The following is a 26,101-nucleotide window of genomic DNA, read 5'->3' on the forward strand; positions in this document are numbered from 1 at the left end:
CCTACAGGCTCAGCTCGAAGTCGTCGGCATCCTGATGCGCAGGGAAGCGCTCACGGTGCGCCGCAAGTTCGGCCGCCGACAACCTGACCCGGAAAACACCCTCGTCGGCGTGCGCTTCGAGCAGCGGTTCGCCATGGAAATCCAGGACCTGGCTGTCGCCGCTGTAGGCGTGCCCCTTGCCGTCCTCGCCGATCCGATTGACCGCGACCACATAGCAGAGGTTTTCGATCGCCCGGGCCGGTAGCAGGCGGTTCCAGTGCAGGCGCCGTGCCGCCGGCCAGTTGGCCGTGTACAACAGCAGATCAGTGCCCCTTGCATCGCGACTCCAGACCGGAAAACGCAGGTCGTAGCAGATCAACGGCCGCACCCGCCAACCCTTGAGCTCGAACACCGCCTGGCGGCTGCCCGCACTGTAGTGCTTGTGCTCACCGGCCATCCGGAACAGGTGACGCTTGTCGTAGTGCAGCAGTTGGCCGTCGGGCCGCGCCCACAGCAGGCGATTGCGATAAAAACCAGCCTCATCGCGGACGATCAAGCTGCCACAGACGACGGCCTCCAGCGCCGCCGCCTGCTCGCGCAACCACTGCGCGCTAGGACCATCCTCCGCCTCCGCCAGATGCTCGGAATGCATCGAGAAACCGGTGGTGAACATTTCCGGCAGCACCACCAAATCGGCGCCACGCGCCTGTTGCAGCAACTGCTGGAAATGGTCGCGGTTGGCGGCGGCGTCCTGCCAGACGAGGCTCGTCTGGATCAGCGCGATATCGAGATCATGGTGCGTAGTCATAAGACGGCTAACCTCTCGGCGGCCTGGCGCAACGTGTCTTCTCGCTTGGCGAAGCAGAACCGCACCAGCTTCAGATCTTCAGGAGGGCTCTGGTAGAACACCGAGATAGGGATAGTCGCCACACCATGTTCGCGGGTCATCCACTGCGCCATCGCGACATCGTCCAGATCCGGCCTGATCGCAGAATAGTCGGCCAACTGGAAATAGGTGCCGGCCGCGCGGGTGAAGGCGAAGCGCGACTTGGCCAGCAGATCGCAGAACAGATCGCGCTTGGCCTGATAGAACGCTGGCAGCGCATCCACATGCTCGGGATGCTCGGCCATGAAGTCGGCAAGCGCATACTGCAGCGGCGTCACGCCGCAGAAACTGACGTATTGGTGAACCTTGCGCAGCTCGGCGGTCAAGGCCGGCGGTGCGATTACATAGCCGGTCTTCCAGCCCGTCACGTGATAAGTCTTGCCGAACGAGCTCACCACGAAGGCGCGCTGATAAAGCTCCTCGTGGCCAAGTACGCTGGCATGGCTGACGCCGTCGAACACCAGGTGCTCGTAGACCTCGTCGCTGAGCAGGTAGATGTCCCGACCACGAATCAGCTCGGCCAGGCGTTCCAGCTCGGCGCGGCCGATCAGCGTGCCGCTCGGGTTGTGCGGGCTGTTGAGAATGATCATCCGCGTGCGCGGCGACAGCGCATCGGTCAGCTGTTGCCAGTCGATGGCGAATGACGGAGGTGTCAGAGCGACGTGCACGCAGCGTCCTCCGGCCAACTCGGTGGCCGGCTCGTAGCTGTCATAGCAGGGGTCGAAGACGATGACTTCGTCACCCGGGCGAATCACCGCATGGATGGCGCAGAAGATCGCCTGGGTGGCGCCGGGCGTGACGGTCACCTCGTCACCCGCGCTGACCGCGCGGCCATGGAGCCTGGCGACCTTGCTCGCGATCTGCTCGCGCAGCGCCGGCAGGCCCGGCATCGGCGCGTACTGGTTGTGGCCGTTCATGACATGGCGTGCCACGGCTTCGCGCAATGCGTCCGGCCCATCGAAGTCGGGAAAACCCTGGGACAGATTCAGCGCCCCGGTCTGCGCCGCGAGCTGGGACATGGTCGTGAAGATGGTGGTGCCGACGTTCGGCAATTTGCTCTGGATCATCGAGATACCCGGCTGAGTCCACATCAGGCGGAAAACGCAAGCGGTTTCCACCGAGCACCGGCGAGCGCCTGCGATGGCGTCCGCCAGTCATTGGGGGCTAACGTTTCTTGTCGCGGCGCTTCTTATCGGCCTTCTTGTGGTGCGACATGAGGCGGCGCTTCTTGTTCACCTGACGGTCGGTCAGAGTGTTCTTCTTGCCCTCGAAGGGGTTCTCGCCGCCCTTGTACTCGATGCGGATCGGCGTACCGACTAGCTTGAGCACCCGCCGGTAAGTATTTTCCAGGTAGCGGGAATAAGACTTGGGCACCGCATCCACTTGGTTGCCGTGGATGACGATCAGCGGCGGGTTGGCACCGCCCAGATGCGCATAGCGGAGCTTGATTCGACGACCGTTGACCAACGGCGGCTGGTGTTCCTGAACCGCGTCCTCGAGGATCTGCGTGAGACGGCTGGTCGGCCAGCGGGTGATCGCCGACTTGAACGATGCCTGCACCGACTTGTACAGGTGCCCGACCCCGGTACCGTGCTTGGCGGAGATGAAGTGGATATCGGCGAAATCGACGAAGAATAGCCGGCGCTCCAGCTCGGTCTTAACGTAGTCGCGCTCGCCCGGCTCCATGCCATCCCACTTGTTCAGCGCGATGACCAGCGCTCGCCCGGTTTCCAGCACGAACCCGAGCAGGTTCAGGTCATGCTCCACTACCCCTTCCCGTGCATCCATCACGAAGATCACCACGTTGGCGTCCTGGATCGCCTGCAGCGTCTTGACCACCGAGAACTTTTCCACCGCCTCGAAGATCTTGCCGCGGCGGCGTACGCCTGCGGTATCGATCAGCGTGTACTTCTCTTCGTCGCGCTCGAAGGGGATGTAGATACTGTCGCGCGTGGTTCCCGCCTGGTCATAAACGATCACCCGCTCCTCGCCGAGCATGCGGTTGACCAGGGTCGACTTGCCGACGTTGGGCCGGCCGATGATGGCGATCTTGATCCCGTCCTTTTCGCTCGGCCCGGGAATCCGCGAAAGCTCCTGGCCTTCGGCGACCACCTCTTCGCCCGCCTCTTCGGCGTCCGGTTGCGGCTCTTGGTCTTTAGGGAAGATGCCCAGCGCCGCTTCCAGCATGTGGCTGATGCCACGACCGTGGGCCGCGGCAATCGGCAGTGCATCGCCAAGGCCCAACGGACTGAACTCGGCACGCGCAATATCCGGATCGACGCTATCGACCTTGTTGGCGACCAGAAAGCTGCGCTTGTTCCGCTTGCGCAGATGCTCGGCGATCATCTGGTCGGCGGCCGTCAGGCCAGCGCGCGAATCGACCATGAACAAGACCGCATCAGCCTCCTCGATCGCCTGCAGCGACTGCTCGGCCATCTTCGCGTCGATGCCTTCCTCGTCTCCGGAAATACCGCCGGTATCGATGACGATGTAAGTGCGACCCTGCCACTTGGCCTCGCCATACTGGCGATCGCGGGTCAACCCAGCGTATTCGGCGACGATGGCATCGCGGCTTTTGGTCAGCCGGTTGAACAGGGTGGACTTGCCGACGTTCGGCCGACCCACCAGGGCGATAACGGGAACCATGCGGCTCTCCAACTCGATAATTCAGAAAACACAACGGCCGCTGCAAGGCAGCGGCCGGCTATTGAACCCTGACGCGGCAGCTACTGGCGCCGATCAGTCACTCTGGCGGATGGTCAGCGCTACCAGCTTGCCATCGTTGCCATAGGCATACAGCCAGTCGCCGGAAACCACCGGACGCACCCGCACGCCGGCACTCTCGATCCGGGTACGTGCGACGAAACGGCCATCGACCTGACTCAGGAAGTGCAGATAGCCTTCAAAATCGCCGACCACCACATAGCTCGACAGCACTTCGGGTGCCGAAAGCTGACGGCGCGCCAGCTGGTCATTGCTCCACAGGGCGGTAGTCGAGCGCTCATCGATGCTTTCGACGGTGCCATTGGCCAGGCTCAGGTACACGCTGCCGTAACCGAGCGCTACACCACCGGAACTCGACGCCTCGCGCTGCCACAGTATACGGCCGCTTTCCAGCTCCAACGCAGCGACACGCCCTTGATAGCTGACCACGTAAAGCGTGCCGCCGGAGAGCAGCAGACCGCCGTCGATATCGACCACGCGCTCGAGCTCGGAACGCCCCTGGGGCACGGCCACCCGCTGTTCCCAGACCGGTAGGCCACCGCGGGTATCCAGCGCGACGACACGGCCACTGGAAAGACCCGCGATCGCCAGCTGGTTGGTGAGCACCGGTGCTCCGGTGCCACGCAGCGTAAGCACTGCGGGAGAACTTTCGTAGGCCCAGCGCTGGGTCCCGGTATCCATTTCCAGCGCGACCAGGCGGTCGTCCTGGGTCTGGGCGACGACGATGTCGCCGTTGATTGCCGGTGCGGCGAGCACTTCGCTGCCGACCTGGCTACGCCAGCGCTCTTCACCACTGGCAGCGTCCAGCGCAATGACCTCACCCTTGAGGGTACCGATCAGGATCAGGCCATAACCGGCACCTACCCCGCCGGCGACCGGCTCATCCAGATCCTTGCGCCACTCCACCTTGCCGGTGAAGCGATCCATCGACATCACCCGTCCGCGAACATCGCTGGCGAAGATCTGGTCGCCATACACGACCGGGACAAGCAGGTTGTAGGTCTTGCCCTGCCCCTTGCCGATCGAGCGGCTCCACTCCTGATCGAGCCGGATCTCGGCATCGAACTTCTGCAGCTCGGCCGGTTCGGGCTCCTTGCTGCTACTGCTGCAACCGGCAGCCAGCACGACAAGGGACAACAGCGCGGCAATCTTCCAACGCATCACGTCACGCCTCCCCTTTGGCCAGATCATCGAGTTTCAATTGCAGACCGCCAACGGCGGCATCCTGCGACAGGGACTGCTTGGCCTTGCTATAGGCGGCAAACGCATCATCGGTGCGACCCAGCTGCACCAGCAGGTCGCCGCGCAGCTCCTCGCGGCTCGCCGCAAAGGCTTTCTCGGCTTCGCCGTCGAGCAGCTTCAAGGCTTCATCGGCCTTGTCCTGGGCGGACAGAACTCGCGCCAGACGCTGACGGGCCAGCTCTTCGATGGTCTTGTCGACCGGCTTGTCCAGCACCGCACGCAACTCGCTGGCCGCGTCATCGAGCTGACCTGCCTCAACTGCGACCTTGGCCATGAAAAGGCTGCCGTACTGGGCGTAGTGAGTCCCGGCGTAGTTGTTCTTCAGTTCGGTGCCCAGCCGCGCCACTTCGGCAGCATCGACGCTGCCCGTATTGAGCGAGGCATCGAGCAGTTGCTGATAAAGCGCTGACGCGCCCTGGGCCTTGTTGACCTGATGGTTCTGCCAGGCTTGCCAGCCAAAAACCAGAGCCAGAGCCAGCACGGCGCCAATCAGCAATGGCATCCCGTTACGCCGCCACCAATCTTTCATTTGCGCGATTTGTTCGTCTTCAGTACCCGAGGTCACACCGACACTCCTTTTGTTCGCTTAGTCTCAGCCTGCTCGAAGCAGACAGCCAGACGCTCGGGCAGAGCATCCCAGGCAATGTTTTCCTGCTCGCTATCGTCGCGCAGCGGCTTGCAACCTACCACGCGACCCGCCAGCTCGTCCTCTCCCAGAATCAGGGCGAAGCGCGCGCCGCTCTTGTCCGCCTTCTTGAATTGGCTTTTGAAGCTGCCTCCGCCGGCATTGACCAACAAGCGCAGCCCCGGCAGCGCGTCTCGCAACCGCTCGGCCAACGCCACGGCAGCGAGTTCCGCCGCTTCGCCGAATGCGCAGACATAGACGTGAGCCGGACGCGCCAGGTGCTCGGGTACGAGCGCCAGGGTTTCCAGCAGCAGCACCAGCCGCTCGACGCCCATCGCAAAGCCGACGCCCGGCGTGGGCTTGCCACCGAACTGAGTGATCAGACCGTCATAGCGACCACCGGCGCAGACCGTACCCTGAGCACCCAGGCGATCGGTGACCCACTCGAAAACCGTTCTGCCGTAGTAATCCAGCCCGCGCACCAGCTTGGGGTTGATTTCATAGGCGATGCCGACAGCGTCCAGGCGCGCCTTGAGCCCTTCAAAATGCGCCCGTGATTCCTCGTCTAGATAATCGTGCAAGGTCGGCGCATCGGCCAGCAGGGCCTGCGTCTGTGCATTCTTGCTGTCGAGGATACGCAGCGGATTAGTGGTCAGGCGGCGCTGGCTGTCTTCGTCGAGCTGATCGAAGCGCTGCTGAAGATAGGCCACCAAGGCGTCCCGATAGGTCGCCCGGGCTTCGCTGGAACCCAGACTGTTGAGCTGCAAGGTAACGGCATCGGCCATACCCAGCTGCTTCCACAGACGGGCCGTAAGGATGATCAGCTCGGCATCGACATCGGGTCCGGGCTGGTTGAACACCTCTACGCCGATCTGATGGAACTGGCGATAGCGCCCCTTCTGCGGTTTCTCGTAGCGAAACATCGGGCCGGTGTACCAAAGCTTCTGCACCTGTCCGCCACCCGTCATGCCGTGTTCGAGCACGGCCCGAACGCAGCCGGCGGTGCCTTCAGGGCGCAGGGTGAGCGATTCCTCGTTGCGGTCGAGGAAAGTGTACATTTCCTTGTCGACCACGTCGGTGCCCTCGCCAATGCCACGGGCGAACAATTCGGTCAACTCGAGAATAGGCAGGCGGATTTCGCTGTAGCCGTAGGCGTCTAGCAATTCGGCGAAAGTGCTTTCCAGATAGCGCCAAACGGGCGTCTGTCCGGGCAGGATGTCGTTCATGCCACGGATGGCTTGCAGGGACTTGCTCAAGTATTTTCCTTAGGTCAGCTGCGCAGGATCAGCGCCGCATCGGCTTCGAGCTTTTCGGCGGCCTTGCGCCGAATCAGCTGCTCCAGCTCATCGACCAGATTGTCGTTGGTAAGCTTCTGGGCTGGCTTGCCGTCGATATAGATCAGGTTGTTCGGCGTTCCGCCGGTCAGGCCGACATGCGCCTCCTTCGCTTCACCAGGGCCGTTGACCACGCAGCCGATCACCGCTACGTCCAGCGGTACCAGCAAATCATCGAGCCGGCCTTCCAGCTCGTTCATGGTCTTGACCACATCAAAGTTCTGTCGCGAGCAACTCGGGCACGCAATGAAGTTAATGCCCCGCGAACGCAGGTGCAGCGACTTGAGAATATCGAACCCGACTTTGATCTCTTCCACCGGGTCGGCAGCGAGCGAGATGCGAATGGTGTCGCCGATACCTTCAGCCAGCAGCATGCCGAGGCCGACCGAGGACTTCACGGTACCCGAGCGCAGCCCGCCAGCTTCGGTAATGCCCAGGTGCAGCGGTTGCTCGATCTGCCTGGCCAGCAGTCGATAGGCTTCTACCGCCATGAACACGTCAGAGGCCTTCACGCTGACCTTGAAGTCAGGGAAATTCAGGCGATCCAGATGCTCGACATGGCGCAACGCCGACTCGACCAGCGCTTCGGGTGTGGGCTCACCGTACTTCTTCTGCAGGTCCTTTTCCAGCGAGCCGGCATTGACGCCGATCCGAATCGGAATACCGCGATCACGTGCGGCCTCGACCACAGCCTTGACGCGATCTTCACGCCCGATGTTGCCCGGGTTGATGCGCAGGCAATCGACGCCAAGCTCGGCGACACGCAGGGCGATCTGGTAATCGAAGTGGATGTCGGCCACCAGCGGCAGTTCGGCACGCTGCTTGATCCGGCCAAAGGCTTCGGCAGCATCCATGTCGGGCACCGACACCCGCACGATGTCCGCGCCGGCGTCCTGCAGGCGCTTGATCTGCGCGACGGTAGCGTCGACATCGCAGGTATCGGTGTTGGTCATGCTCTGCACGGCAATAGGTGCGTCCCCACCTACGGGCACGGAGCCTACCCAGATCTTGCGCGACAGGCGTCGTTTGATACGAGACTCGGAATGCATGCTCATTGTCCGACCTTAAAGCGTGCCGTTTCGCCACGCAGGTGAGGCGCTAGGCTTACGGATTCGCCGTTGTAACTAACTTGCGCTCCGCGGGCGTATCCCAGGTGGATGTCCAGCGGCGCACGACCGGTGACGGTACGCGTGGTCCCGGCGCGGATCAGCGCACTGACCAGCACGCGGCCATCGGCATCGATGACTCGCGTCCAGCAATCGGCCGTGAACGACAGCTCCAGCTGCCCTTCTCCGGTGGCCACGGCCGCAGGAGCCTGGGCCGTTGCAGAAGGCGTTTCGGGAGTTTCGAGAGCCGCGTCTGAAGCAGCCGGCTCGCTTTCCGGTGGCGCTGACGCTGGCGCGGCTGTGTCTTGCTGCTCCTGACTCGCCGGTGCAGCGGTGATATCGGCTTCGGGAACAGTCGCTTCGGCCGCCTCGCTGCCTTGACTGAGCTCCAGCGGCGCCTCGCCTTCGGCGTCGGGCTGCTGGCCAACCAGCGACGGCAAAGATATGTCCTCGCTCTGGCGCCCCGCCTCGACCGCTTGGTCTTCAGGCTCGTCGAAAACATGTATTTGCGTCGTGCCGTCGGCACCTTCCACTTCGATGTGCTCGAGCGATGAGCTTGCCGGCGAGCCGGTATTTCGAGAAGACTGGTCCTGCCACCATATGAACCCGGCGCCAATCAACACCAGCAGCAGCACGAAGCTGAAGAAACGCAGCACGTTATGAGACAACCTGACCGGCTCTTCGATGCGGCCAAGCGCGTGGACACTGCTGCCGCTCGCATCGGTGCCGGTGTAGCGATCGAACTCGCCGACCAGTTGCGTCTGATCGAGCCCGACCAGCTTGGCATAGGCTCGCACGTAGCCGCGCGCGAAGGTATGGCCCGGTGCCTGAGAGAAATCGCCCGCTTCGATCTGGCCGATCAGCCGTTCCGAAAGATTGAGCTGCGAGGCCACCGCCGCAACGGACCAGCCCTTGGCTTCCCGCGCGTGGCGCAGCGTTTCGCCCGGATTGCCGGAGGTCGGCACAACAGCTTCGGGTTGTGAAACTTTCATCGTTGCTCCGAAAGATATTGCTGATACTCCGGCGAGCCCGGATACAGGCGCCGCAGCTGGAGTGCCAGCGTCGCTGCGCGATCACGGTCATCGTGGATGTTCGCCAGTCGAATACCCAACAGCAGGCTGCGCGCGTTCTGCTCGGCCAACCGGCTGTAGCGTTCATAGTAGCCCCGTGCGGGCACGTAGTTCTTCGACTGGTAAGACAGCATCGCCATCTCCAGCAGTGCGCGGGGCTGGCGCGCATTGAGCCGCAGAGCACGTTCGAAGTATGCCTCAGCCTCCTGCGGCTGTTTCAGCTGGAGCGCCGTCAGCCCCATGTTCTCGAACACGCGGGAACGCTCGGTGTACAGATTATCCGCGGACGCCTGGGTGAAGCGCTGCATGGCCTCCTCGTAACGTCCGCGCTCGAAAAGAAAGCTGCCGTAGTTGTTGAGGATGCGAGGATCGCTGCGAATCGACAGCGCCTCACGGTAATGCTTGTCGGCTAGCTCGTATTCCATCTCGGTCTGGAATACCAGGGCCAGTGCGGTATGCGCATCCGCGCTGCGCGAATCGAGATCCAGCGCCTGCCTCAGCGGAACCTTGGCGCGCGACGTATCGCCCTGTTGCAGATAGCCGATGCCCAACTGGATGTAGGCATCACGCGCCTCGTCTCGCCCGGCGGCGGTTTTCATCGGATCGACGTTGCCCGTGGACACGCAACCGTGGAGCAGACCGGCAAGCAGAAGCAGCAGCGCAATGCGCGAAAACATGGATTTCCCCCTCAGGAACGGTTCGTAGCGAGATGCGCCGCACCCGGCTCGCTCTGCAGCTCACGTACAGCGATGTAGCGCTCGCTTCGACGTGTACGGTCCATCACTTGACCGACCAGCTGACCGCAGGCGGCATCAATATCTTCGCCGCGGGTGGTACGCACCGTCACATTGTGCCCGGCTTTATGCAGGATGTCCTGAAAACGGCGAATGGCATTGTTGCTGGGCCGCTCATATCCCGAATGGGGGAAGGGATTGAACGGGATCAGATTGATCTTGCAGGGGATGTCCGCCAGCAGCTCGATCATCTGCGAGGCGTGCTCGGGCTGGTCGTTGACGCCTTTGAGCAGGGTGTACTCGATGGTCAGCACCCGCTTTTCGCCGAGCCTCGAAATGTAACGCTGGCAGGCTGCCAGCAACATTTCGAGTGGATATTTCTTGTTGATCGGGACCAGGGTGTTGCGCAGTTCGTCGTTAGGCGCGTGCAGCGACAACGCCAGCGACACGTCGATGACTTTGGCCAGCTCGTCGATCATCGGTACAACGCCGGAGGTCGAAAGCGTCACCTTGCGCTTGGAAATGCCGTAGCCCAAGTCGTCCATCATGATCTGCATGGCCGCCACGACATTGTCGAAATTCAGCAGCGGCTCGCCCATGCCCATCATCACCACATTGGTGATGGCGCGGTCGATCTTGGCTGGTACGGAGCCGAACGACTTGTTGGCAATCCATACCTGGCCGATGACTTCTGCGGCAGTGAGGTTGCTGTTGAAACCCTGCTTGCCGGTGGAGCAGAAACTGCAATCCAGCGCACAGCCGGCCTGGGACGACACGCACAGCGTGCCGCGACCACCCTGCGGGATATAAACGGTCTCGACGCAACTGCCCGAAGCCACGCGAACCACCCATTTGCGGGTGCCGTCGCTCGAGATGTCCTCGCTGACGATCTCGGGGCCGCGGATTTCGGCGCGGGCCTTGAGCTTTTCGCGCAAGGCCTTGCCGACGTTGGTCATGGCGTCGAAATCATCGACGCCAAAGTGGTGAATCCACTTCATGATCTGACCGGCACGGAAGCGTTTCTCGCCCATGGACTCGAAGAAGCTTTCCAACTGCGGCTGGGTCAGACCCAGCAGATTGACTTTACCGGTCGATTCACTCATGAATTCACCCTCGCTCGGAGATCAGCGAATGCGGGCACACACTTCGGTGGCGGCGAAAAAGTAGGAGATTTCGCGCGCTGCGGAGGCTTCGGAATCCGAGCCATGCACGGCGTTCTCGTCGATCGAGACGGCGAAATCGGCGCGGATGGTACCGGCGTCGGCTTTCTTCGGATCGGTAGCGCCCATCAGCTCGCGGTTCTTGGCGATGGCGCCCTCACCTTCGAGGACCTGAACGACCACAGGGCCGGAGGTCATGAAGGAAACCAGATCCTTGAAGAACGGACGCTCTTTGTGCTCGGCGTAGAAACCACCGGCTTCACGCTCGGACAGCTGAACCATCTTGGCAGCCACGACACGAAGGCCAGCTTTCTCGAAACGCGTGACGATCTCACCGACCACGTTCTTCGAAACGGCGTCAGGCTTGATGATGGAAAGGGTACGTTCGACAGCCATGAAAAAGCTCCAGAATACTGATTATTAAAGCGGAAAATTAAACCCGCGGATTATACGCGGGTTCAGGTTAAATGCGAGGCCGCGCACCTTAGATGAATGCGCATACCCTGGTCCATTCGCGGCGAAGACCGCTTGCCGAACTCCAACCCTTCGGTCATGGGGTCGGCTTCGGCCCACCTCTGCGGTTACGGCGCCGCCTGTCGGTAGGCTGTTCGAGGGGTCGCAAATCAGAGATCAGCCGGCTTCTTCGATCCATGCAGCCTGAATCGCTTCGAGCACCTTTTCACCGCCTCGCTGCGGCGAATCGGAAAACTCCGGCAAGCTGGTTACCCAGCGATGCAACTCGACGAAATTGACGTAATGCGGATCGATATCCGGTTTCTGCTCGGCGAGCTGGATGGCGATTTCCTGTACGTCCGCCCACATGAGAGTCATGTCCTTGCTCCTCAATGCCCTTCGGAAACCTGGTTGATGGTGTAGCGAGGAATCTCGACCACCAGATCCTCATCGGCAACCACCGCCTGGCAGGAAAGGCGCGAACTCGGCTCCAACCCCCAGGCCTTGTCGAGCATGTCGTCCTCGAGTTCGTCGGACGCCTCAAGCGAGGCGAAGCCTTCACGAATCACGACGTGACAGGTCGTGCAGGCACAGGACTTCTCGCAAGCATGTTCGATATCGATGCCATTGCGCAACGCCGCGTCCAGCACGGTTTCGCCGGCTTGTGCCTCGACTACCGCGCCATCAGGGCAGTGCTCGGCGTGGGGAAGAAAAATGATCTGGGGCATCAGGGGTCAATCCTCGAGTTCGTTCAGCCGCCGTCCGGCCAGGGCAGCCTTGACGGTGGTATCCATGCGCCGTGCGGCGAAAGCGTCGGTGATCTGGCTCAGCCGCCTGGTCTGATGCTCGAGCGCATCGACATCCGAGCTGTCCAGCAGCACACGCAGCTGCTCGAGCTGCTCGTCGATGGCCACACGCTCTTCCGTGTCGAGCAGCCGCTCGCCATCGGCCTGCAGCGCGGCATCGACCGCCTCCACCAGGCGCCGGGCATCGACCTGCTGCTCGCGCAGGGTGCGCGCGGCCATATCCTCGTCAGCCTTGTGGAACGAGTCTTCGAGCATCTTCGCGATTTCACCATCCGTCAGGCCGTAGGAAGGCTTGACCTGGATGCTCGCCTCCACGCCGGAAGCGAGCTCGCGCGCCGATACGCTGAGCAAGCCATCGGCATCAACCTGGAAGGTCACCCGGATCTTCGCCGCACCCGCCACCATCGGCGGAATGCCGCGCAGCTCGAAACGCGCCAGCGAACGGCAGTCAGTGATCAGCTCGCGCTCGCCCTGCAGCACGTGGATCATCATGGCCGTCTGGCCATCCTTGTAGGTGGTGAAATCCTGGGCGCGGGCCACCGGAATGGTGGTGTTGCGCGGGATGATCTTTTCCATCAACCCGCCCATGGTTTCCAGTCCGAGCGAGAGCGGAATGACGTCCAACAGCAGCAACTCGTCGCCACCACGATTGTTGCCCGCCAGAGTTTCAGCCTGGATAGCCGCACCAATGGCCACCACTTCGTCCGGGTCGATATTGGTCAGCGGCTCGCGGCCGAAGAGTTCGCCGACCTGCTCGCGCACCCGCGGCACGCGAGTCGAGCCACCGACCATCACCACCGCACCAATTTCGTCGAGCTCGATACCCGAGTCGCGCACCACACGGCGACAGGACTTCAGACTGCGGGCGATCAGCGGATCGATCAGAGCGTTGAACGCTTCACGGCTAAGCAGGCCCTGCCAGCCGGCATAAGCGACTTCCACTTGTCCGACCTGGCTCAACTGCTCCTTGGCATCACAGGCAACCTTGAGCAACGCACGTTGGGCACCTGGATCGAGGTCTGCCGAGACACCGGCTTGCTGGAGAATCCACGCCGCCAGCGCATGATCGAAGTCATCGCCACCGAGAGCGGTGTCACCGCCCGTCGCCAGCACTTCGAATACGCCCTTGGACAGCCGCAGAATCGAGATATCGAAGGTTCCACCGCCCAGGTCGTAGATCGCGACGAGCCCTTCGGCCTGCTGATCGAGCCCATAGGCGACAGCGGCCGCGGTCGGCTCGTTGAGTAGACGCAGCACATTCAACCCCGCCAATCGAGCGGCATCCTTGGTGGCCTGGCGCTGCGCATCATCGAAGTACGCCGGAACCGTGATCACGGCCCCTACCAGATCGCCACCCAAAGCCGCTTCGGCACGCTCGCGCAAGCTGCGCAGGATTTCGGCAGAAACTTCCACCGGGCTTTTGGCGCCCTGCACGGTTTCGATGAAGGGCATCTGGGACTGCCCCTCGCTGAAGCGATAAGGAAGCTGCTCGCCGAGCTGGGTGACATCACCTATACCGCGCCCCATCAGTCGCTTGACCGACAGGATGGTATTGAGCGGATCACTGGAGGCGGCCAGCTTGGCTTGACGACCGACCTCGACCGCTCCAGGCAGGTAGCGGACGGCGGACGGCAGAATGACCTCGCCATCCGCATCGGGCAGCGGCGCGGTGACACCGCTGCGCAGAGCAGCGACGAGGGAATTGGTGGTGCCCAGGTCGATGCCAACGGCCAGGCGACGCTGGTGTGGCTGGGGGCTTTGCCCGGGTTCGGCTATCTGGAGTAAGGCCATGTCTGTCTAATATCGGGCGCGCGCCTGAGCGCAGCGCGAGTTAATCGTCGAGGCGCTCTTCCAACTGGCGCACTTCATGGGACAGCTTGTCGAGGAACTGCATGCGCCGTACCAGGCGCTCGGCCTCGTCATGCACCTGCTCGTCCTGCCAGCACCGGGAGAAGGCTTCGTTGAGCTGCTGCTGCGCACGCTTGAGGCGTGACTTGAAAGCGGCAACACCCTCGAGATCGGCGCTGTCGTGCAGATCTTCGAGCTCCTCGCGCCACTGCATCTGCTGCATCAGGAATTCGGGATCCTGAACGGTCGCCTCGAGCGGCACCTCATGGCCGCGCAGCGTCAGGAGATAACGTGCCCGACGAGTCGGACTGCGCAACACCTGATAAGCCTCATTGAGGTTGGCCGACTGTTCGATCGCCCGGCGCTGCTCGCGCTCGTCGGCATCGGCGAAGCGATCCGGATGGACCGCGCGTGCCAGCTCGCGATAGCGCGCCGAAAGATTGTCCAGGTCCAGCTCGAAAGCGGGCTGTAAATCGAACAGCGCAAAGTGACAGGGATTACCCACAGCAACCTCAGATATTGAAGCTTTCGCCGCAACCGCATTCGCCGCGCACGTTCGGGTTATTGAACTTGAAGCCTTCGTTCAAGCCCTCGCGCACAAAATCGAGTTCGGTACCGTCGAGGTAGACCAGGCTCTTGGGATCAATGATGACCTTCACGCCATGGTTCTCGAATACCTTGTCCTCGGCGGCCGTCTCGTCGACGAACTCGAGCACATAGGCCAGCCCCGAACAACCCGTGGTGCGCACACCCAGGCGGATGCCCTCGCCTCGCCCGCGCCCGTCAAGGGAGCGGCGAATGTGCTGAGCCGCGGCGGGCGTCATGGTGATAGCCATCGAGACCTCCTTCAGAGCAACCCTTTCTTCTCGCGGTAATCGCGAACCGCTGCCTTGATCGCGTCTTCAGCCAGAACCGAGCAGTGGATCTTCACCGGCGGCAGCGCCAGCTCTTCGGCCAGTTGGGTGTTCTTGATGGTTTCGGCCTCTTCCAGCGTCTTGCCCTTCATCCACTCGGTGGCCAGGGAGCTGGAGGCGATCGCCGAACCGCAGCCGTAGGTCTTGAACTTGGCGTCTTCGATGATGCCCTGCTCGTTGACCTTGATCTGCAAACGCATCACGTCGCCACACGCGGGCGCGCCGACCATGCCGGTGCCAATGCTCGGATCCTCGGCGTCGAACTTGCCGACGTTGCGCGGGTTTTCGTAGTGGTCGATGACCTTTTCACTATATGCCATGGTGCAATCCTCTTTGATTCAGGCGATGCGGCTTCGCGACAGGACTCAGTGGGCTTGCCACTCGACCTTGGAAATGTCGACGCCGTCTTTGAACATGTCCCACAGGGGCGAAAGCGCACGCAGCTTGTTCACCGCTTCGCTGATTTTCTGCGCTGCGTAATCAACCTCTTCCTCGGTGGTGAAACGACCGAAGGTAAAGCGGATCGAGCTATGCGCTAACTCGTCGTTACGACCCAATGCACGCAGCACGTAGGACGGCTCCAGCGAGGCTGAGGTACAGGCCGAACCGGACGAAACCGCCAGATCCTTGAGCGCCATGATCAGCGACTCGCCTTCAACGTAGTTGAAGCTCAGGTTCAGGTTGTGCGGCACACGAGCGGTCATGCTGCCGTTGACGTACAACTCTTCCAGATGCTCGACCTGCTTGAAGAAGCGGTCACGCAGTGCGCGGATACGCTCGTTTTCCTGGGTCATTTCCAGCTTGGCGAGGCGGAAGGCCTCGCCCATGCCGACCAGCTGATGAGTTGCCAGGGTGCCGGAACGCATGCCCCGCTCGTGTCCGCCGCCATGCATCTGCGCCTCGATGCGCACGCGCGGCTTGCGTCGAACGTAGAGCGCGCCTACGCCTTTGGGGCCATAGGTCTTGTGGGCAGAAAAGGACATCAGGTCGACCTTGAGCTTTTCCAGGTCGATCTCGACCTTGCCGGTCGACTGCGCGGCATCGACATGGAACAGCACGCCCTTCGAACGCGTCAGTTCGCCGATCGCGGCAATGTCGTTGATGGTGCCGATCTCGTTGTTGACGTGCATCACCGAGACCAGAATGGTGTCTTCGCGCAGCGCCGCCTCGACCATGGCCGGGGTGACGATACCGTCTTCGCCGGGCTCCAGATAGGTGACCTCGAAGCCTTCACGCTCCAACTGACGAGCCGTATCCAGAACCGCCTTGTGCTCGATCTTGGTGGTGACGATGTGCTTGCCCTTGGAGGCGTAAAAATGCGCGACACCCTTGATCGCCAGGTTGTCGGACTCGGTGGCACCGGAAGTCCAGACAATTTCGCGCGGGTCGGCATTGACCAAGTCGGCCACCTGCCGACGCGCGTTCTCCGCAGCTTCTTCAGCGCGCCAGCCGAAGGCATGGGAACGCGAGGCCGGGTTGCCGAAATTGCCTTCATGGGTAAGGCATTCGATCATTTTTTCGGCGACGCGCGGATCTACCGGTGTGGTAGCGGAATAATCGAGATAAATCGGTAATTTCATCAGGTATCTCCTATCAGGCGGTCGCCCGTCTCACTCGATGGCGGACGTTTCGATCTTATCCAGTTGCGGTGCGTGGCCGTTCGCGCGGCGCAAGTCCTGGCGCATTGCAACCTCCTGCACCTCACGGCGCTGCACGAGGTCGGCCAGACTGATGCCGCTGAGAAACTCGTGGATCTGCTGGCTCAGATCGCACCACAAATGATGGGTCAGGCAGGTATCGCCGGAATGACAGTCGCCGAGCCCCTGACAACGGGTGGCATCGACGGATTCGTTGACTGCATCAATCACTTCCGCCACTTGGATGCCGGCCATTGCGCGGGACAGTTGATAGCCGCCGCCCGGCCCTCTCACACTGGTGACCAGGCTGCCACGGCGCAACTTGGCGAATAGCTGTTCGAGGTATGACAGGGAAATACCCTGCCGCTCGGAGATGTCGGCCAGCGAAACCGGCCCATGCTGCGCATGCAGCGCCAGATCCAGCATCGCAGTGACGGCGTAGCGGCCTTTAGTAGTCAATCGCATCGGTTTGCACCAAAGCATTACGGTTTGGCGCAATTATGCTATTTCCGAGTATTTATATCAACTATAAGACCTATTGAAATACTCGGTCTTTACGGACCAACGCAACGACCGCGGCGCCAGCCGGCCATGATACATCAAGGTTTGCCGTCTGATCCCTGATCCTTCACTTCGGCGAAGTCTTCTTCGCGCAAGGTCGGCAGCTCGTTGGCACAATAGTCGCTACCGAGGGCCTTCAGCGCACCGCACATGCCTTCGAGCCGCTCTTCAACCGCCTGGACATGGTCAAGCAACTGGCCGATCGCCCGCGCCACGGGGTCGGGCATATCCTGACTGACCCCGTAGGCGTCGAAACCGATCTTCTCGGCAATCGCCTTGCGACGGGCCTCCTGCTCATCGTCGGATTTGACGATGATGCGCCCCGGGATACCCACAGCCGTTGCACCTGCTGGCACCGCCTTGGTGACCACCGCATTGGATCCGATCTTCGCCCCGGCGCCCACGGTGAAAGGACCGAGCACCTTGGCACCTGCACCAACCACCACACCGTCTTCCAGCGTGGGATGACGCTTGCCCTTGTTCCAGCTCGTCCCGCCAAGGGTGACACCCTGGTAGATGGTCACGTCATTGCCGATCTCGGCCGTCTCGCCAATGACGATGCCCAGCCCGTGATCGATGAAGAACCGCCGACCGATGCGAGCCCCTGGATGGATCTCGATACCGGTCAGCCAGCGCCCCAGATTGGAGAACATCCGCCCCAGCCACTTGAAGTCGTTGCCCCACAACCAATGGGCCAGGCGGTGAATCCAGATCGCATGCAACCCCGGATAGCAGGTCAGCACCTCAAAGGCATTACGCGCCGCGGGATCACGATGGAATACGCTCTGGATGTCTTCGCGCATGCGTTCGAACATCAGTCTTTTCTCCGCTTGTGGGGTTCGCCGCGGGCGGCTTTCTGCGTCTCGGTAAGAATGCCCCGCAGGATGTTCATTTCCAGCTTGGTGATGCCGCTGCGACCATAAAGGCGACGCAACCGCGGCATCAGGTGACGAGGCTTCTCCGGATCGAGAAAGCCGATCTCCACCAAGGTCTGCTCCAGATGCCCGTAATAGAGTTCGAGCTCATCACTGGTCACCAGCTTGGTGTCGAGAATCGCCGTCGTCTCCAGCTTTTCCATCTTGGTCGGCTGCCCCTGGGCCGCCAACCACGCCATACGCACCTCATAGGCAAGCACCTGGACGGCGGCCGCGAGATTGAGCGAGGCGAAATCAGGGTCCGACGGAATGTGCACATGGTACTGGCAGCGCTGCAGCTCCTCATTGGTCAGCCCGGCGTACTCACGACCGAACACCAGTGCCACCTCGCCACCCGCCGCAACCTGATCGAGACAGAGCGACGCGCATTCGCGCGGATCGACCAGCGGCCAGGGTATCCGGCGATCCCGGGCGCTGGTACCCAGCGCGACGGTGCAGCCCACCAACGCCTCCTCCAGGGTACCGACCACCTGAGCGGCATCCAGAATATCGGTCGCACCCGAGGCGCGGGCGATCGCGTCCGAGCTGGGGAAATCCACCGGATCGACCAGGACCAGCTTGCTCAGCCCCATGTTTTTCATGGCGCGGGCGGCGCCACCGATATTGCCCGGGTGACTGGTGTTGACCAGTACCACGCGTATATTCCCAAGCAAGTGCAAAGTCTCGAAGCAAAAAAGAAACGAAAGCTTACAGGAACGCCTGCGGCCTGCGCCACGAACCCGACTTCGCTGCCACAGCCACGCTTCATGAATCAACGCTTTCTGCTAGAATTGCCGGCTTTCTTTAACGACCAGGTAAACACATCCATGCAGCCCATGCTGAATATCGCGCTGCGCGCCGCCCGCGGCGCTGGCGAACTGATTCTTCGTTCCATCGAGCGCCTGGACGTGATCTCGGTCAACGAGAAAGAAGCGAAGGACTACGTCACCGAAATAGACCGCGCCGCGGAGCAGAGCATCGTCAACGCACTGCGCAAGGCCTACCCGAATCACGGCATCCTTGGCGAAGAAAGCGGCTTGAGCGAAGGCAGCGGCGAAGGCACTGACTACCTCTGGATCATCGACCCGCTCGACGGTACCACCAACTTCGTACGAGGCGTGCCGCACTTTGCCGTCAGCATTGCCTGCAAGTATCGCGGACGCCTGGAGCATGGCGTGGTGCTGGATCCGATTCGCCAGGAAGAATTCACCGCCAGCCGCGGCCGTGGCGCAGCCCTCAATGGCCGCCGTCTGCGCGTGAGCAGCCGCAAGAGCCTCGAAGGCGCCCTGCTCGGCACTGGCTTCCCGTTCCGCGACGGACAGCTGGACAACCTCGACAGCTACCTGAACATGTTCCGCAGCCTGGTAGGCCAGACTGCTGGCCTGCGCCGCGCCGGTGCGGCGAGCCTGGACCTGGCCTATGTCGCCGCAGGTCGCTACGACGCATTCTGGGAGTTCGGCCTGTCGGAATGGGACATGGCGGCTGGCGCCCTGCTCATCCAGGAAGCCGGCGGCCTGGTCAGCGACTTCAACGGGGGACATGACTTCCTTGAGAAAGGCCAGATCGTCGCAGGCAACACCAAGTGCTTCAAAGCCGTCCTGACTGCAATCCAGCCACACCTGACCCCATCGCTCAAGCGCTGAGGCCACGACGCACGACAGAATAAAAAGCCCCGGCATGCCGGGGCTTTTTATTGGGCGAGTGAAACGATCGGCGCAAATAAAAACGCCCCGCAAAAGCGGGGCGCCGGACGGTGCCGCAGCGATTACTGCGCGGCAGGCGCCTCTTCCTCTTCCTGGTCAGCCGGCTCGTCGCCTTCCTGACCCTTGATATCCAGCAGCTCCAGATCGAACACCAGCACCGAATTGGCCGGAATCATCGGGCTCGGGCTCTGCTCGCCGTAGGCCAGCTCACTAGGAATGTAGAGCTTGTACTTCTCGCCGACATGCATCAGTTGCAGGCCTTCGACCCAACCCGGGATCACGCCGCCAACCGGCAGATCGATCGGACTGCCGCGCTTGATCGAGGAGTCGAACACGGTGCCATCGGTCAGGCGACCTTCATAGTGCACGGTAACCACGTCGTCAGCAGTCGGCTGAGGACCCTCGGCCTTCTCCACCACTTCATACTGCAAGCCGGACTCGGTAGTGACCACGCCGTCGCGCTTGCCGTTTTCCTCGAGGAACTTACGGCCCGCCTCGACAGCCTCCTTGTTCATGGCGACCATTCGCTCTTCAGCGCGGGTCTGCAGGTAAGTGAACGCCTCCATCAACTCTTCGTCGGTGATGCGCTGATCTTTCTTGGCGATGGCGTCCTCGATGCCCTGGGCGACAGCCTTGGAATCGAGATCATCCATGCCCTCCTGCGACAGGCTCTTGCCCATGTTCAGACCGATCCCGTAGGAAGCCTTCTGCGCGGGAGTGTCCAGTTTGACACTGGTCTGGGAATCGCAGCCGGCCAGTACCAGGCCAACCAATGCGACCGCAGGCGCCAAACGATGATGTCTCAACTTCATGCTGTTTCCTTATTACGCTGGAGGGACGCGCCCTTAAAGGTTTCGAGCTTAGCAGCCGTTCCGGAACCGTGGCTACCGCACGCTGCACCAGGAAGCGTAAAGACATTGCAAAGGAAACGAAGTGCGACAGCGCGCGAAATAAACATCACGCACAGGACAAACAGCACAAAACGCACATAAGGAAGGTAGGAGGACTGAAACGAAAAAAGCGGCCATTGGCCGCTTTTTTGTACTTCCGAGCGTTCAGTGGACTCAGGAAGCTAATATGGCGCAGCGGACGGGACTCGAACCCGCGACCCCCGGCGTGACAGGCCGGTATTCTAACCGACTGAACTACCGCTGCGCGTAACCTCAAGATGGTGGGTGATGACGGGATCGAACCGCCGACCCTCTGCTTGTAAGGCAGATGCTCTCCCAGCTGAGCTAATCACCCTTCACTCTCGAAGTGGGGCGAATTCTAGAGAGGCTTCCCGACCTTGGCAACCCCCAGATGAAAAAAAATTTTGAGAAGTTCCAAAGACTTAGGAAACACGCCTTTTACTAGAGAGCGAAAGAGAGATTCATTCGGCTTTGCAGGTCATCAGGGTTGGCCTATGCCGCCCCGATAGGAATAATGCGCGCTTTGCTTTCTCCGGAGTTTCCCAAGCCATGTGGTTTCGCAACCTGCTCGTCTACCGCCTCACTCAGAATGTCCCGTTCGATGTCGAGGCACTCGAAACCGCGCTGGCAGCCAAGCCCGCCCGCCCCTGCGCCAGTCAGGAACTGAGCACCTATGGTTTCGTCGCGCCGTTCGGCAAGGGCGAAGATGCGCCGTTGGTCCATTCCAGCCAGGGTTTCCTATTGATCGCCACCCGCAAGGAAGAGCGCATCCTGCCGGGTAGCGTGGTCAAGGACGCCGTGAAGGAGAAGGTCGACGAGATCGAGGCCGAGCAGATGCGCAAGGTCTATAAGAAGGAGCGCGACCAGATCAAGGATGAAATCGTCCAGGCCTTCCTGCCCCGCGCGTTCATCCGCAAGTCGGGCACCTTTGCCGCCATCGATGCCGAGCGCGGCCTGATTCTGGTCAACTCCGCCAGCCCCAAACGCGCCGAGGATCTGCTTTCCACCCTGCGCGAGGCGATCGGCTCGCTGCCGGTGCGTCCGCTGACCGTGAAGATCGCCCCAGCCGCGACGCTGACCGACTGGGTCAAGGCGCAGAAGGCCGCCGACGACTTCTTCGTGCTCGACGAGTGCGAGTTGCGTGACACTCACGAGGATGGCGGCGTAGTGCGCTGCAAGCGCCAGGACCTGACCAGCGACGAGATCCAGCAGCATCTGGGCGCCGGCAAGCAGGTCACGCAACTGTCGCTGGGCTGGCAGGACAAGCTGTCCTTCGTCCTGGACGACAAGATGGTGATCAAGCGCCTGCGCTTCGAGGACCTGCTGCAAGACCAGGCCGAGCAGGACGGCGGCGACGACGCGCTGAGCCAGCAGGACGCCAGCTTCACCCTGATGATGATGACGTTCGGCGAATTCCTTCCGGCGCTGTTCGAAGCGCTCGGCGGTGAGGAACTGCCCCAGGGTATCTAACCGACCCAGCCTGCCGAGGTACACCCTCGGCAGGTCATGCCATACCCTTCAGAGGTAATCCGCCATGCGCGCCCTCGCCGCCCTCAGCCGGTTCGTAGGAAACACCTTCGCCCTCTGGGTGCTGCTCTTCGCGGTGCTGGCTTTCTTTCAGCCTGCGCCGTTTCTGCCGGCCACCAGTTGGATCGTCACGCTGCTCGGGCTGATCATGTTCGGCATGGGCCTGACCCTGAAGGGCAGCGACTTCGCCGAAGTCGCCCGGCGCCCGCTGTGGGTAGCGCTCGGTGTGGGCGCGCAGTTCGTGATCATGCCCCTGCTGGCCTGGCTGCTCTGCCAGCTGCTCGGCCTGCCGGCGGAGATCGCGGTCGGCGTAATCCTCGTCGGCTGCTGCCCTGGCGGCACCGCCTCCAACGTCATCACCTGGTTCTCCCGTGGCGACGTGGCGCTTTCGGTCTCGATCACCGCAGTCACTACCCTGCTCGCGCCATTGGCGACACCGGCGTTGATCTGGCTGCTGGCCTCGGCGTGGCTGCCGGTCAACTTCGCCGCGCTGTTCACTTCGATCGTCCAGATCGTGCTGCTGCCGATCGCCCTCGGTCTGATCGCTCGGCGCCTGCTCGGCGCGCGGGTTCGCCATGTGGTGGAGATCCTGCCGCTGGTCTCGGTGGTCAGCATCGTGATCATCGTCGCGGCGGTGGTGGCGGCCAGCCAGGCGAAGATCGCCGAGTCGGGGCTGCTGATCATGGCCGTGGTGATCCTGCACAACAGCCTCGGGCTCGGCATCGGCTATTTTGCCGCGCGCCTGTTTGGCCTGCCGCTCGCCCAGCGCAAGACGCTGTCGATCGAGGTCGGCATGCAGAACTCGGGGTTGGGCGCAGCACTCGCCAGCGCCCATTTCTCGCCACTGGCCGCCGTGCCAAGCGCGCTGTTCAGCGTCTGGCACAACCTCTCCGGCGCGCTCCTGGCGACCTTCTACCGCCGCCTGGACGACAAGCCGGACGCCTGATCGCCTGCCGGCTCAACCAAACAGGGCCGGCTCGCGGTAATGACGGGAGCAGGCCTGCCCCTCGGCGCGGAACAGATGACACTTTTCTGCCATCAAGCCGGCCGCATAGGGCTGACCGACCGCGACCCGGCGATTGCCATCGCAGCGCAGCGTCACCATTGCCTCCAGCCCTTCCTGGGTGAGGTAGAGCAGATTGTGGTCGCCAAGCCGCTCGGCCACCGCCACCTCTCCATGCAGAACGAATTCGGCCTGCCCCGGCTCGACGAAATGCTCGGGACGGATGCCAAGGGTAAGCCGCTCGCCTTCGCTCACCCCGCTGCCATCCACCGGCACCCTTAGGGCGCTGCCGCCCGGTAGTTCGACCTCGACCCCGCTGGCATCGGCGCACAATGCCCGTACCGGCAGGAAATTCATCTGCGGCGAGCCAATGAAGCCGGCCACGAACTGGTTCTGCGGGTAATGGTAGAGCTCCAGGGGCGGCCCGACCTGGGCGATGCGCCCGGCGTTGAGCACGACGATCTTGTCGGCCAGGGTCATGGCCTCGACCTGATCGTGGGTGACGTAGATCATCGTCGCCTTCAGCCGCTGATGCAGCCGCGAGATCTCGATGCGCATCTGCACGCGTAGATAGGCGTCCAGGTTCGACAGCGGTTCGTCGAACAGGAAGACCTTGGGCTCGCGCACCAGTGTCCGGCCGATCGCCACACGCTGGCGCTGCCCGCCGGAGAGATCCTTGGGCTTACGCGACAGCAGCGGATCGAGCTGCAGAACCTTCGCCACCGCCTCCACGCGCTGATTGATGTCGGCCTTGGCGACCTTCGCCAGCTTCAGGCCGAACGCCATGTTCTCCGCCACGTCCATGTGCGGATAGAGCGCATAGGACTGGAAAACCATGCCCACCGAACGGTCCATGGGCGGCAATTCGTTGACCCGCTCGCCATCGATCAACAGCTCGCCGTCGGTGATGTCCTCGAGCCCGGCGATCAGCCGCAGCAGGGTGGATTTCCCGCACCCGGAAGGCCCGACGAAAACGACGAACTCGCCGTCGGCGATATCAAGGTCGATACCTCGGGTAATGGGGATGTCGCCGTAGCTCTTGCAGATGTTGCGTAGCGTCAGACTGGCCATTGTTATTGTTCTCCTCTAACGACCGCCGCGAAGGGATCGCGGCGTGATCCCTACCCGCTCAGCCACGCACGCGGGCGAAACCGAATCCATGAGCGGGTATCTGTACCCCCGCGGGCTCGAACGAGGCCGTCGCCGAAGGGACGTCCAGCGCTTCGACCGGTACCGGCAGGCTGAAGTGCCGCGAAGCATCGCCAAGATTGAACAGGCACAGCCAGATTTCCTCGCCCAGGCGGCGCTCGAATATCAGCAGGGTATCGTCATGCTGCAGCACGTGCATCGCGCCCTCGATCAGCACCGGTTGGCGCTGGCGCCATTCGAGAAACCGCCGGTAGGTGTTGAGCATCGAATCGGCGTCCTGTTCCTGGGCCGCGACCGACAAGGGAAGGTGGCTCGCCCCCAGCGGCAACCAGGGCCGCTCCTGGCTGAAACCTCCGTGCTCGTCACCGTCGTGCCAGGGCATCGGCGTGCGGCAACCGTCGCGTCCCTTGAATTCCGGCCAGAAGCGAATGCCGTACGGGTCGACCAACTGTTCGTACTGCAGCTCCGCCTCGTCCAATCCGAGCTCCTCGCCCTGATAGAGGCAGACGCTGCCGCGCAGCGACAGGAGCAAGGCCATGAACATCCGCCCGCGCGCCAGATTTGGGCGTCCGCCCAGCGCCCAGCGGCTCATCACCCTCACCACATCGTGGTTGCCGATAGACCAGCACGGCCAGCCATCGCCCAGCTCCCGCTCGACGCATTCGATGGTGTGGCGCAGGAAACCCGGGCTGCACTGCTCGGTCAGCAGATCGAAGGAATAGGCCATGTGCAGCGTATCGCCGCCTCCGGTGTAGGCCGCCATCGTCTTGAGCGACTGATCGCAGCCGATCTCGGCGACAGTGGCGCAGCCTGGATAACGCTCGAGCAATTGGCGGATGCGCCGCAGAAACTGCAGGTTCTCCGGCTGGGATTTGTCGTAGAGGTGCTTCTGGAACGCGTACGGGTTGTCGGCGCGCACGCCAATGCTGCCCTCGCGGACGTCGTAATTCGGTGGGTTGTCGCGCAACTGCTGGTCATGGAAATAGAAATTGGCGGCGTCCAGGCGAAAGCCGTCCACGCCCAGCTGCAGCCAGAACTCCATGTCGTCGAGCAGTTGCTGCTGAACCGCTTCGCAGTGGAAATTGAGGTCCGGCTGGCTCGACAGGAAGTTGTGCAGGTAGTACTGCTTGCGCCGGCTGTCCCAGGACCAGGCCGGTCCACCGAAGACCGATAGCCAGTTGTTCGGCGGCGTGCCGTCATCCCTGGCCTCGGCCCAGACGTACCAGTCGGCTCTGGCGTTGTCCCGGCTCGAACGGCTTTCCTTGAACCAAGGGTGCTGGTCGGAGGAATGGTTGATCACCTGATCGATGAGAATCCGCATGCCGCGCTCGTGGGCCGCCAGCACCAGCAACTTGAAATCATCGAGGGTGCCGAACAGCGGGTCCACATCGCGGTAGTCGGAGACGTCGTAGCCGAAATCCTTCATCGGCGAGGTGAAGAACGGCGAAAGCCAGATGGCATCGACGTTCAGGCTGGCGATGTAGTCGAGCTTCTCGAGCACCCCGCACAGGTCGCCGATGCCATCGCCACTGCTGTCGAAAAAGCTGCGTGGATATACCTGATAAATGACGCCGCCGCGCCACCAGTCGTTGCGATTCATACGGACAACCTTCGAGCTGAGGAGGAACACGCCGCCACTCTAGGGTCGCGCCTGGGCCGCAACATCCTCCCGCCCGGTTATTTGTCAGGAGGACGGAGCCGGCGTAGGGTCTCCCGCTCGGGGGCGGATCACTCGCGCAAGCGGCCATCCGCAGCACGGTGGTGGATGAAAGGAGCGTCATCCACCCTACGGTGACCGCAGCCCGGGCTCGGTTC

Annotated in this window: 27 protein-coding genes and 2 tRNA genes; 3 read left to right on the top strand and 26 right to left on the bottom strand. The window is 62.2% G+C overall.

Going from position 1 to position 26,101, the window contains the following annotated elements:
- Nucleotide 1 precedes the first annotated feature (1 nt).
- The 21 genes from G7026_RS13335 to trmJ form a co-directional block, all read right to left on the bottom strand.
- Nucleotides 2-787 carry an amidohydrolase gene (locus tag G7026_RS13335; RefSeq protein WP_181071402.1) on the bottom strand — a complete coding sequence of 262 codons (786 nt, stop codon included), beginning with the start codon at nt 785-787 and terminating at the stop codon, nt 2-4.
- Complete coding sequence (locus G7026_RS13340; RefSeq protein ID WP_181071403.1) at nt 784-1,932, bottom strand: pyridoxal phosphate-dependent aminotransferase; 1,149 nt, start codon at nt 1,930-1,932, stop codon at nt 784-786. Before G7026_RS13340 ends, G7026_RS13335 begins: the two co-directional genes overlap by 4 nt.
- Before the next feature lie 97 nt (nt 1,933-2,029).
- Nucleotides 2,030-3,511, bottom strand: a complete 1,482-nt coding sequence (gene der, locus G7026_RS13345) for a ribosome biogenesis GTPase Der (RefSeq protein WP_181071404.1) — start codon at nt 3,509-3,511, stop codon at nt 2,030-2,032.
- 93 nt (nt 3,512-3,604) lie between these two features.
- On the bottom strand, nt 3,605-4,750 hold the full coding sequence (gene bamB / locus G7026_RS13350) for an outer membrane protein assembly factor BamB (protein WP_181071405.1): 1,146 nt from the start codon (nt 4,748-4,750) through the stop codon (nt 3,605-3,607).
- Between the two features lie 4 nt (nt 4,751-4,754).
- Complete coding sequence (locus G7026_RS13355) at nt 4,755-5,396, bottom strand: YfgM family protein (RefSeq protein WP_181071406.1); 642 nt, start codon at nt 5,394-5,396, stop codon at nt 4,755-4,757.
- The gene (gene hisS, locus G7026_RS13360; RefSeq protein WP_181071407.1) at nt 5,393-6,712 is read right to left on the bottom strand and encodes a histidine--tRNA ligase; all 1,320 of its coding nucleotides are present in this window, start codon (nt 6,710-6,712) and stop codon (nt 5,393-5,395) included. Before hisS ends, G7026_RS13355 begins: the two co-directional genes overlap by 4 nt.
- A gap of 14 nt (nt 6,713-6,726) precedes the next feature.
- Nucleotides 6,727-7,839 carry a flavodoxin-dependent (E)-4-hydroxy-3-methylbut-2-enyl-diphosphate synthase gene (gene ispG / locus G7026_RS13365; RefSeq protein WP_181071522.1) on the bottom strand — a complete coding sequence of 371 codons (1,113 nt, stop codon included), beginning with the start codon at nt 7,837-7,839 and terminating at the stop codon, nt 6,727-6,729.
- A gap of 2 nt (nt 7,840-7,841) precedes the next feature.
- A complete protein-coding gene (locus G7026_RS13370; RefSeq protein ID WP_181071408.1) occupies nt 7,842-8,888 on the bottom strand; it encodes a RodZ domain-containing protein in 1,047 nt (348 codons plus the stop codon).
- The gene (gene pilW / locus G7026_RS13375) at nt 8,885-9,643 is read right to left on the bottom strand and encodes a type IV pilus biogenesis/stability protein PilW (RefSeq protein ID WP_181071409.1); all 759 of its coding nucleotides are present in this window, start codon (nt 9,641-9,643) and stop codon (nt 8,885-8,887) included. The genes G7026_RS13370 and pilW overlap by 4 nt, the downstream gene beginning before the upstream one ends.
- Before the next feature lie 11 nt (nt 9,644-9,654).
- Nucleotides 9,655-10,803 carry a 23S rRNA (adenine(2503)-C(2))-methyltransferase RlmN gene (gene rlmN / locus G7026_RS13380; RefSeq protein ID WP_181071410.1) on the bottom strand — a complete coding sequence of 383 codons (1,149 nt, stop codon included), beginning with the start codon at nt 10,801-10,803 and terminating at the stop codon, nt 9,655-9,657.
- A 21-nt stretch (nt 10,804-10,824) separates the two neighbouring features.
- Nucleotides 10,825-11,256 carry a nucleoside-diphosphate kinase gene (ndk, locus tag G7026_RS13385; protein WP_181071411.1) on the bottom strand — a complete coding sequence of 144 codons (432 nt, stop codon included), beginning with the start codon at nt 11,254-11,256 and terminating at the stop codon, nt 10,825-10,827.
- A 234-nt stretch (nt 11,257-11,490) separates the two neighbouring features.
- On the bottom strand, nt 11,491-11,691 hold the full coding sequence (gene iscX / locus G7026_RS13390) for a Fe-S cluster assembly protein IscX (RefSeq protein ID WP_181071412.1): 201 nt from the start codon (nt 11,689-11,691) through the stop codon (nt 11,491-11,493).
- An 11-nt stretch (nt 11,692-11,702) separates the two neighbouring features.
- Nucleotides 11,703-12,041, bottom strand: a complete 339-nt coding sequence (gene fdx, locus G7026_RS13395) for an ISC system 2Fe-2S type ferredoxin (protein WP_181071413.1) — start codon at nt 12,039-12,041, stop codon at nt 11,703-11,705.
- Nucleotides 12,042-12,047: 6 nt separating this feature from the next.
- Entirely contained in the window at nt 12,048-13,910 is a 1,863-nt protein-coding gene (hscA, locus tag G7026_RS13400) for a Fe-S protein assembly chaperone HscA (RefSeq protein WP_181071414.1), read from the bottom strand.
- A gap of 40 nt (nt 13,911-13,950) precedes the next feature.
- On the bottom strand, nt 13,951-14,472 hold the full coding sequence (gene hscB / locus G7026_RS13405; protein ID WP_181071415.1) for a co-chaperone HscB: 522 nt from the start codon (nt 14,470-14,472) through the stop codon (nt 13,951-13,953).
- 7 nt (nt 14,473-14,479) lie between these two features.
- Nucleotides 14,480-14,803 (bottom strand): iron-sulfur cluster assembly protein IscA, encoded by a 324-nt coding sequence (iscA, locus tag G7026_RS13410; RefSeq protein ID WP_181071416.1) that lies wholly within the window; start codon nt 14,801-14,803, stop codon nt 14,480-14,482.
- A gap of 11 nt (nt 14,804-14,814) precedes the next feature.
- Nucleotides 14,815-15,201: a Fe-S cluster assembly scaffold IscU gene (iscU, locus tag G7026_RS13415; protein WP_008568055.1), complete on the bottom strand. Its 387-nt coding sequence runs from the start codon at nt 15,199-15,201 to the stop codon at nt 14,815-14,817.
- 45 nt (nt 15,202-15,246) lie between these two features.
- A complete protein-coding gene (locus G7026_RS13420) occupies nt 15,247-16,461 on the bottom strand; it encodes an IscS subfamily cysteine desulfurase (protein ID WP_181071417.1) in 1,215 nt (404 codons plus the stop codon).
- Between the two features lie 30 nt (nt 16,462-16,491).
- On the bottom strand, nt 16,492-16,983 hold the full coding sequence (iscR, locus tag G7026_RS13425) for a Fe-S cluster assembly transcriptional regulator IscR (RefSeq protein WP_181071523.1): 492 nt from the start codon (nt 16,981-16,983) through the stop codon (nt 16,492-16,494).
- Nucleotides 16,984-17,117: 134 nt separating this feature from the next.
- On the bottom strand, nt 17,118-17,894 hold the full coding sequence (gene cysE / locus G7026_RS13430) for a serine O-acetyltransferase (RefSeq protein ID WP_181071418.1): 777 nt from the start codon (nt 17,892-17,894) through the stop codon (nt 17,118-17,120).
- Nucleotides 17,894-18,667 (bottom strand): tRNA (cytosine(32)/uridine(32)-2'-O)-methyltransferase TrmJ, encoded by a 774-nt coding sequence (gene trmJ, locus G7026_RS13435; RefSeq protein WP_181071419.1) that lies wholly within the window; start codon nt 18,665-18,667, stop codon nt 17,894-17,896. Before trmJ ends, cysE begins: the two co-directional genes overlap by 1 nt.
- 153 nt (nt 18,668-18,820) lie before the next feature.
- Here trmJ and suhB point away from each other — a divergent pair, with 153 nt between their 5' ends.
- Nucleotides 18,821-19,636, top strand: coding sequence for a type III secretion system regulator SuhB (suhB, locus tag G7026_RS13440; protein ID WP_181071420.1), 816 nt, complete (start codon nt 18,821-18,823; stop codon nt 19,634-19,636).
- A 122-nt stretch (nt 19,637-19,758) separates the two neighbouring features.
- Here the strand turns inward: suhB and G7026_RS13445 are convergent, their stop codons facing one another.
- From G7026_RS13445 to G7026_RS13455, 3 genes are all read right to left on the bottom strand, one after another.
- Complete coding sequence (locus tag G7026_RS13445) at nt 19,759-20,508, bottom strand: FKBP-type peptidyl-prolyl cis-trans isomerase (RefSeq protein WP_258190268.1); 750 nt, start codon at nt 20,506-20,508, stop codon at nt 19,759-19,761.
- A 266-nt stretch (nt 20,509-20,774) separates the two neighbouring features.
- Nucleotides 20,775-20,851, bottom strand: a tRNA-Asp gene (locus G7026_RS13450).
- Between the two features lie 14 nt (nt 20,852-20,865).
- Nucleotides 20,866-20,941, bottom strand: a tRNA-Val gene (locus G7026_RS13455).
- Between the two features lie 215 nt (nt 20,942-21,156).
- Between G7026_RS13455 and rdgC the strand changes: the two genes are divergently transcribed.
- Nucleotides 21,157-22,077, top strand: a complete 921-nt coding sequence (rdgC, locus tag G7026_RS13460) for a recombination-associated protein RdgC (protein ID WP_181071421.1) — start codon at nt 21,157-21,159, stop codon at nt 22,075-22,077.
- A gap of 64 nt (nt 22,078-22,141) precedes the next feature.
- Entirely contained in the window at nt 22,142-23,080 is a 939-nt protein-coding gene (locus G7026_RS13465) for a bile acid:sodium symporter family protein (protein WP_181071422.1), read from the top strand.
- A 12-nt stretch (nt 23,081-23,092) separates the two neighbouring features.
- Here the strand turns inward: G7026_RS13465 and malK are convergent, their stop codons facing one another.
- Nucleotides 23,093-24,208 (bottom strand): maltose/maltodextrin ABC transporter ATP-binding protein MalK, encoded by a 1,116-nt coding sequence (malK, locus tag G7026_RS13470; RefSeq protein ID WP_181071423.1) that lies wholly within the window; start codon nt 24,206-24,208, stop codon nt 23,093-23,095.
- Between the two features lie 58 nt (nt 24,209-24,266).
- Nucleotides 24,267-25,886, bottom strand: coding sequence for an alpha-glucosidase (locus G7026_RS13475; protein WP_181071424.1), 1,620 nt, complete (start codon nt 25,884-25,886; stop codon nt 24,267-24,269).
- Nucleotides 25,887-26,101 lie beyond the last annotated feature (215 nt).

It is taken from the genome of Stutzerimonas azotifigens, assembly GCF_013522725.1.
GTDB lineage: Bacteria > Pseudomonadota > Gammaproteobacteria > Pseudomonadales > Pseudomonadaceae > Stutzerimonas > Stutzerimonas azotifigens_A.